This is a genomic window from Bradyrhizobium sp. BRP22 (assembly GCF_020194175.1).
Taxonomy (GTDB): Bacteria; Pseudomonadota; Alphaproteobacteria; order Rhizobiales; family Xanthobacteraceae; genus Bradyrhizobium.
The window spans coordinates 20790-28175 of record NZ_JADYVX010000055.1 but is presented as its reverse complement, the minus strand read 5'-3'; the positions used below and the strand labels follow the sequence as shown (position 1 = coordinate 28175).

The 7386-nt window shown below is 64.2% G+C and carries 8 protein-coding genes; 3 read left to right on the top strand and 5 right to left on the bottom strand.

Going from position 1 to position 7386, the window contains the following annotated elements; genetic code table 11:
- Positions 1–60: 60 nt before the first annotated feature.
- On the bottom strand, positions 61–1290 hold the full coding sequence (locus I6F35_RS37290) for a CaiB/BaiF CoA-transferase family protein (protein ID WP_225122618.1): 1230 nt from the start codon (positions 1288–1290) through the stop codon (positions 61–63).
- Between I6F35_RS37290 and I6F35_RS37285 the strand changes: the two genes are divergently transcribed.
- Together I6F35_RS37285 and I6F35_RS37280 are read left to right on the top strand one after the other, a co-directional pair.
- Positions 1289–1531, top strand: a complete 243-nt coding sequence (locus I6F35_RS37285) for a hypothetical protein (RefSeq protein WP_225122617.1) — start codon at positions 1289–1291, stop codon at positions 1529–1531. The genes I6F35_RS37290 and I6F35_RS37285 overlap by 2 nt on opposite strands.
- A gap of 79 nt (positions 1532–1610) precedes the next feature.
- On the top strand, positions 1611–3020 hold the full coding sequence (locus I6F35_RS37280; protein WP_225122616.1) for a PAS domain-containing protein: 1410 nt from the start codon (positions 1611–1613) through the stop codon (positions 3018–3020).
- 29 nt (positions 3021–3049) lie between these two features.
- Here the strand turns inward: I6F35_RS37280 and I6F35_RS37275 are convergent, their stop codons facing one another.
- From I6F35_RS37275 to I6F35_RS37265, 3 genes are read right to left on the bottom strand one after another with little or no spacing between them, the layout of a single operon-like run.
- The gene (locus tag I6F35_RS37275; RefSeq protein ID WP_225122615.1) at positions 3050–4012 is read right to left on the bottom strand and encodes a tripartite tricarboxylate transporter substrate binding protein; all 963 of its coding nucleotides are present in this window, start codon (positions 4010–4012) and stop codon (positions 3050–3052) included.
- 37 nt (positions 4013–4049) lie between these two features.
- Positions 4050–4499 (bottom strand): MaoC family dehydratase, encoded by a 450-nt coding sequence (locus I6F35_RS37270; RefSeq protein WP_225122614.1) that lies wholly within the window; start codon positions 4497–4499, stop codon positions 4050–4052.
- Positions 4500–4511: 12 nt separating this feature from the next.
- Positions 4512–5003 (bottom strand): MaoC family dehydratase, encoded by a 492-nt coding sequence (locus I6F35_RS37265; protein ID WP_225122613.1) that lies wholly within the window; start codon positions 5001–5003, stop codon positions 4512–4514.
- A 104-nt stretch (positions 5004–5107) separates the two neighbouring features.
- Between I6F35_RS37265 and I6F35_RS37260 the strand changes: the two genes are divergently transcribed.
- Positions 5108–5878: an IclR family transcriptional regulator C-terminal domain-containing protein gene (locus I6F35_RS37260; RefSeq protein ID WP_225122612.1), complete on the top strand. Its 771-nt coding sequence runs from the start codon at positions 5108–5110 to the stop codon at positions 5876–5878.
- Positions 5879–5932: 54 nt separating this feature from the next.
- Here the strand turns inward: I6F35_RS37260 and I6F35_RS37255 are convergent, their stop codons facing one another.
- Entirely contained in the window at positions 5933–7255 is a 1323-nt protein-coding gene (locus I6F35_RS37255) for a glycosyltransferase (RefSeq protein ID WP_225122611.1), read from the bottom strand.
- Positions 7256–7386: the final 131 nt, after the last annotated feature.

Here is a 7386-nt window from a genome sequence, read left to right as displayed (position 1 = left end):
CCCCGACCCTCCCCCCGCAAGCGGAAGAGGGAGCGCAGCGTCGCTCGCGGATACAACTCGCTAAACGATCCCCTGCTTCTTCAGGCCTTCGATCTTGGCTTCGTCATAACCGAGTTCGCCGGACAGCACTTCCTTGGTGTTCGCGCCGAGCAGCGGCGGCGCGCGGTAGTCCTTGATCGGCGTGCCCGAAAACGTCAGCGCGTTGCGGATCAGCGACAGCGAATGTTCGAAGGGGTGGTCGACCTTGATCTCCATGCCGCGCGAGCGGACATGCTCGTCGGCAAACACCTGCGCGAAATCGTTGACCGGGCCGGACGGCACGCCGGCCTTCTCCAGCTCCTCCAGCCAATAGGCGACGGGCTTCTTCAGGAACAGCCCGGCGAAGATCGCCATGATCTCCTTACCGTGCACCACGCGGTTGTTGTTCTTGAGGAAGCGCGGGTCCTTGGCGAGTTCGGGCTCGCCGAGCACGGCGCAGGTGCGCTCGAACTGCGCGTCGTTGCCGACCACCAGCATCAGTTCGCCGTCGGTGCAGCGGAATACGCCGGCCGGCATGCCGCCATTGCCCCAGGTGCCGCGGCGCGGCGGCGTCTTGCCGTTGACGAGATAGATCTGCGCGTAGTGCGACAGCGAGGCGATCACGGTGTCGAGCAGGCAGACGTCGACATGCTGCCCCTCCCCGCCCCTGGCATCGCGGTTATAGAGCGCGGACAGGATACCGATCGAGGTGTTCATGCCGGTCATGTAGTCGACGATAGAGGGACCGACCTTCATCGGGCCGGCGCCCGGCTCGCCGTCCATGTGGCCGGTGACGCTCATCAGCCCGCCCATCGCCTGGAAGATCGCATCATAGCCGGCGCGCGGCGCATAGGGGCCGGTCTGGCCGAATCCGGTCACCGAGCAATAGATGATGCGCGGGTTGATCTTCCTGATCGATTCATAATCGAGCCCGTAGCGCTTGAGATCGCCGACCTTGTAGTTCTCCATCATCACGTCGACGCCTTTGGCGAGCTCGCGGATGATCTCCTGGCCTTCGGGCTTGGCGATGTTGACCGTGACCGACTTCTTGTTGCGGTTGGCGCAGAGATAGAACGAGTTGTTGTTGTTCTCCTTGCCTTCGGGATCGGTCAGGTAAGGCGGACCAAAGGCGCGCGCGTCGTCGCCGGTGCCGGGGCGCTCGATCTTGATCACCTCGGCGCCGAGATCGCCCAGCATCTGCGCCGACAACGGACCCGCGAGCACACGCGTCAGGTCGAGAATCTTGATGCCCGAGAGTGGCAGAGCCGACATGAAAACTTCCTCCGCAGAAACTTATGCTCTTGTCGCGCGGGAACAGAGATCAGGCCGCGCGCTCGAAACAGCGGATACACCATTTTCAAACGGCGAGTACTGCGCTCTGGGCATGAAGCTATCCGTCTATCTTCAAGCGGCCAGCGATCCGCTCCCTCTCGGGGATAGCGCCGCCGGGATGAACTTTTTATTTAATTTCAACGGCTTGAAAGAAGAGAACGCATGCGGCGGGATTGGTTGACAGAGGGGCGGGACACCGGTGTAGGGTTGTGATGCCAGCGGGGGTGGCGGCGGACGAGGAAGCACTAACGAGGCATCCGGTGCCCAATGATGCGCGCCCCCAGCCGCAGGCGGATCTGCCGAGCCTTGCCTTGGCCGGCCTGCCGTTCGCCGAGCAGCCCGCCCTGCAGTTGATCTATGACACTGCGCCGATCGGGCTCGCATTCCTGTCGCCGGACTGCCGCTATCTGCACATCAACCAGCGGCTCACCGAAATATGCGGCATTTCCGTCGAAGGGCATCTTGGACGAACCGTGCGGGAGTGCGTGCCCGCGCTGGCGGAATCCGTCGAGGCCATCGTCCGTTCGATCATGACGACAGGCGAGCCGGTGATCGGCGTCGAAGTGGCCGGGCAGCGCCCCGACCAGGTCGAAAGCCGCACCTGGATCACCTATTGGCATCCGCACCGGGGACCGCGCGGCGACATCATCGGCGTCAATGTCGCCGCCGAGGAGATCACCGAGCGCAAGCGCGCCGAAGCCGCGCTGCTGGCCAGCGAGCGCCAGTTTCACACGCTCGCCGATGCTATTCCGCAGCTGGTCTGGATGGCGGATGCTGACGGCCGGATCTTCTGGATCAACAGTCAATGGTACGAATATACGGGCGTACCGGTGGAAGCCGGCAGCGTTCATGACTGGCAGGCGCTGCTTTCCCCTGCATCGATGCCGGAAGTGAAGAGCCGCTGGGCGGATTCGCTGCGCGCCGGCGCGCCGCTCGAAATGGAGCTGTCGCTGCTCGGAAAGGACGGACGCTACCGTCCGTTCCTGACCCGGGTGATCCCGCTGCGCGATGCGACCTCGACGGTCTATCGCTGGATCGGCACGCACATCGATATCAGCGAGCAGAAGCGGCGCGAGGAGCACATCCGCTTCATCATCGAGGAGCTGTCACACCGCACCAAGAACCTGCTCGCCGTGGTCATGGCGGTGGCCAACCAGACGGCGCAATATGCCGGTGACGTCAAGCAGTATCAGACGCGTTTCCTGGAGCGGCTGCGGGCGCTGGCGCATTGCCATGATCTCCTGATCACGGATAGCTGGCGCGGCGCCTCGCTGCACGATCTGGTGTCGTCGCAGATGCGGCCCTTCGGCGAAGCCAATTCAGGGCGCATCGACGTGGACGGTCCGGCGATTATCCTCAAACCCGACGCCGTGCAGCATCTGGGCCTGGCGTTGCATGAGCTGGCGACCAATGCTTCCAAGCACGGAGCGCTATCGACGCCGGACGGCGAGGTGGTGATCCGCTGGCACGCCGAGGAAGCCGACGACCGCATTCGATTCTCGTGGTCCGAAAAGGGCGGGCCCGCGGTGACCGCGCCGCAACGGCAAGGTTTCGGCCGCGTCGTGATCGAGCAGATCGTGCCGCGCGCCCTGAACGGCAGCGGCAGCCTCAACTTCTCTCCGACGGGCGTGAACTGGACGCTGGAATTCCTGCAACAGGCGGATCGCTGACCGGCGCAGGCCGAGCGGTCTCGATTTGACTATTCCGGCTGCAGATTGGCGGCTTCGACCACGCGGCCCCATTTCGTGATCTCGGCATCGACGAACTTCGCGAATTCCGCGCCGAACAGCTTGCCCGGCTCGACGCCCTGGCTCGCGAACTTCTCCTTGATAGAGGGATCGGCGAGCACGTCCTGAATTGCGCTCACCAGCCTGCCGTAGACGGCGGACTCGCCGGCTTGCGGCATATAGAGCCCGAACCAGGCCGTCGCCTCGAAACCCTTCAGGCCGACTTCATCGAGCGTCGGCACGTCGGGCAGCGTCGCCGCGCGCTCCCGGCTCGTCACCGCCAGCACGCGAAGCGTTCCCGCGGCGGCTCCGGGAATCACCGTCGGCAGCGTGTCGAACATGATCGGCACGTGGCCGCCGATCAGATCGTTCATCGCAGGGGCCGCTCCCTTGTAGGGAACGTGCACAATATCGACGCCCGCCATCTGCTTGAACAATTCGCCCGACAGGTGGTTGGCGCCGCCGACACCGGAGGAAGCGAATGACAGCTTGCCCGGCTGCGCCTTCGCCATCGCGATCAGATCGCTCACATTCCTGGCTGCGAAATCCCGGCTGACGACCAGGGCGTTCGGTGCGGTGGCGATGACCGCGACGGGCGAGAACGCGGTGCGGGTGTCGTAAGGCAAGCTCTTCCGCAGGCTTGGATTGATGACATGATGTGTTGCGGTGAGCAGCAGCACGCCGCCATCGGGAGGCGACGCCGCGACCCACTGTGAGCCGATCACGCCGGATGCTCCGGCGCGGTTGTCGACGAGCACGGTGATGCCGTGCCTGGTCTCGAGCGACTGCGCCACGTAGCGCGCGAGAATGTCGGTCGTGCCTCCCGCGGGGAACGGCACGACGATCTTGATCGATCTCGGCAGATCCTGCGCCGATGCCATCGATGCAAGGCCAAGGAAAAGCAGCGAGCAGGCGATCGCAGCCAGCTTTCTCATCGTCCTGTCCTCGCGCGCATTCGCGCTACCCCTGTGCTCAGGCTGCCGCGGTTGCGACAGGAAACTCCACCATGGCTTCTCCGACGGCGACCTGCTCGCCGTTCTGGTTCTTCACCATCACGTCGATCAGCACCCAGCGGGATTTGGTCGTGACCTGCTTGGACTTGATGATGCCGGTGGGCTGGATGGTATCGCCCGGCCGCACCGGCTTGAGCCAGCGGGTCTCGAGGCGACGATGAACGGCACCGGGTGGCTGGGCCCAGTCCGTCAGCATGCGCGTGAGCAGGCCAAAATTGTTCATGCCGTGCATGATGATGCCGCCGAAATTGGTCTTGCCGAAATTGCCTTTCATGTATTCGTCGTCGAGGTGCAGCGGATTGTAATCGAGCGAGGCGTCGCAGAATAACCGGATCGACTCCCGCGATACCGCAAACTTCGGACCCTCGATGCCGTCGCCGGCCTTGAGCTGATCGAAACTGACTGTCATCGCCTGCGCTCCTCACATCGGACGAATGGTCTGGCCGCGACCCGAGCAGATCACTTCGCCATGCTGATTGAAGAAAACATTGTCGTGCACCACGAACAGCCGCTCGCGCCGGATGAACTTGTCGAGCGCGCGCGCCTGCAACGTGATCGTGTCGCCCGGCCGCGCCGGGACGTTGTAGCTCCACGACTGCCCGGCATTCACGGTGCCCGGGCTGCGCATCCAGTCGTCGGCGGGCGTGCAGGCGAACATCAGGAGGATGTGGATCGAAGGCGGTGCGACCAAGCCGCCATAAGGGCCGGCCTTTGCCGCGGCTTCATCGAGATAGAGCGGATTGGTCTCGCCGACGGCCTTGCAGAACAAGGCAACCGCCTCCTGGGTCAGCTTGTATGGCAGGGTCTTGCGCGGCTCGCCGGGTACGATCTCGTCCCAGACCTTCCGCGTTTTCGCGTCCTTCCAGAAATCAGTCTCGAAGTCTGCGCTTCGCGCGCTTGAAGCTTGCGCCATCCGCTCCACTCCCCTATTGTTCGTCTGGCGAACTCTTCGTTCGTTATACGAACCATCCCTAAACCACCCGGCCGCACCTGGCAAGGGCCGAACCGGCATGCGCGATGAGCAAGGACAGTGATGAATTCGTGCGCTCGATCGCGCGCGGATTCTCGATTATCGAAGCGCTCGGAAAACCTCCGGGGCGACACACGCTCGCGGAAGCCGCGCAGCTCGCCGGCCTCAGCCGGGCGACCGCGCGGCGGATCCTGGCGACGCTGGTGACGCTGAACTACTGTGCGGCCGACGGCCGCTACTTCTCGCTAAGGCCAAGGGCATTGGGACTGGGGCTGTCGTATCTCAACGCCCTTCCCTATTGCGGCTATGCCCAGCGCGCGCTGGAGGACCTGCGCAACGAGATCGGCGAATCCTGTGCGTTGGCCGTGCTCGACGAGCGCGAGATCGTCTATGCGCTTCGGCTGCCCGCGCGGCGGATTCTTTCCACCAATCTTGGCATCGGCAGTCGCCTGCCGGCGCATCTCGTCTCGCTCGGCCGGGTGCTGCTCGCCGCGCTGCCGGTCGAGAAGCGCGCCGCCTATCTTGCAAGCGGAGACTTCAAGCCGGTGACGCCGCGCACGGTGACCGATCCGCAGCGGATCGGCGAGATCCTCGCCCGCATCGAGACGGACGGCTACGCCTGGGTCGATGGCGAACTTGACCCGGCAATTTGCGGCATCGCGGTGCCGCTCCGCGACCAGATCGGGTCGGTCGTCGCCGCCATCAGCATCAACATGATCTCGGGCACGATGAGCGAGGCTGCCGCGAAAAAGAAATACCTGATCCCGCTGAAAAAGACCGCGCAGGACATTCGCAGCCAGATGGTTCCCGCGCGGTAGCGAGGGATCAACAATTGGCGTTGATCCCTCGCAGCGATATCCACGGATGCGAAGTTAGGCCGCTGCGGCGTTGCGACGAGCGCGCGCTTTTTTCCCCGTCGCCGCTTCGTTGACGATGCGGACGATCAGCGCGCGCGTATCGCGCTTGGCGAACTCATCGGCCATCGACGCCGCCCGCGCACGGTAGCCTGGCTTCTCGAGCACGGTCCGAACCGCCTCGCGCAGGACCCGCGGATCGGGCTGATTGGTCGCCAGGTTGACACCGACGCCGGACCACGCGACGCGCGCGTTCACGTCGGCCTTGTCTTCGGTCAGGCCGGCGCTGACGATCGGAATTCCATAGCTCATGGCCTGATTGACGCTGCCGTAGCCGCCATTGGTGACGAACACATCCGCCTTGCGCAGGATCCACTCGAACGGCAGGTAGCTGGCGACGCGGGCATTGGACGGAATCGCGCCGGGGATCGTGTCGACGGGGCGACCGCCGGTGGTCGCCACCACGAGCAGATCCGGCTCGTTCGCAAGGGCTTTGAGCGTCGGCGCGACGAGAAGATCGAAATTGTGATTGGCGACCGTCCCCTGCGTGACCAGCACCACCTTGCGCGTGCCGTCGAGGTCGGCGGCCCATGGCGGCACCGGCGCCTGGTTCGGAATGATCGGAGGCGTCCCCACGAAATGAACCGTGGGCGGGAGCTTGCGCGGGAACTCGAAGCTCGGCACCGACAATTGCAGATAGGCATCCGCGAGCGCGACAACGGATTCGAACATCGGCATGGTCAGCGACCCCACGCCAAACTTGGCCAATACACCGTTCAGGCGCTCCGCCACGGGCTCGTTGACGATCCCGTCGAATTCCTGAGCGATGACGGCATACTTGTCGCGGTCAGCCTGGGTGGCAGCGGGCGGCAGCCCAAGAAAAAGTGGCGCGCCATCATCGCGGGTCCAGTGCAGGATCGAAGTCCCGCAGAGAACGACGGGAGGCCGGTTTGCCCGCTGACCGAGCAGCATCGGAAGCACGCCGAAGATCATGTCATCGCCCACGACGACGTCGGGTCGGACGTCACGCAACGCGAGCTGCAATCCGGCATGTTGCGCCGGTATGGCGTCCACGAACAGCCGTTCCATGGCGATGCGAAGCCATTGCGGTCCCGGCGCGATAGTCTTGAGCTCGGGAACGACCTCATCCATCACGCGCAGATCGAAGTCGGCACCGGCGGGAAGCGCCCGGAACCCCGCACCGATCGCCTCTACCCGCGGCCGCAGCACGCTGCCGGTCAGGAATGTAACGTCGTGTCGATCGTCGATGAGGCCGTGGGCGACCGCAAGCAGCGGATTGAGATGGCCGGTTGCGGGCGTGCAGGCGATGAGAACTTTCATTGTGATCCTCCAGCGTGAACATCGGCGCGGAAGACCATCCCGTCTCGAGAAGGCCCGGCCGGCTCAAGGAGGACTTTGGCCAAGCATCACTACGCTTCGGCTTCGAACAGCGGGAGAATGGTTACAGATGA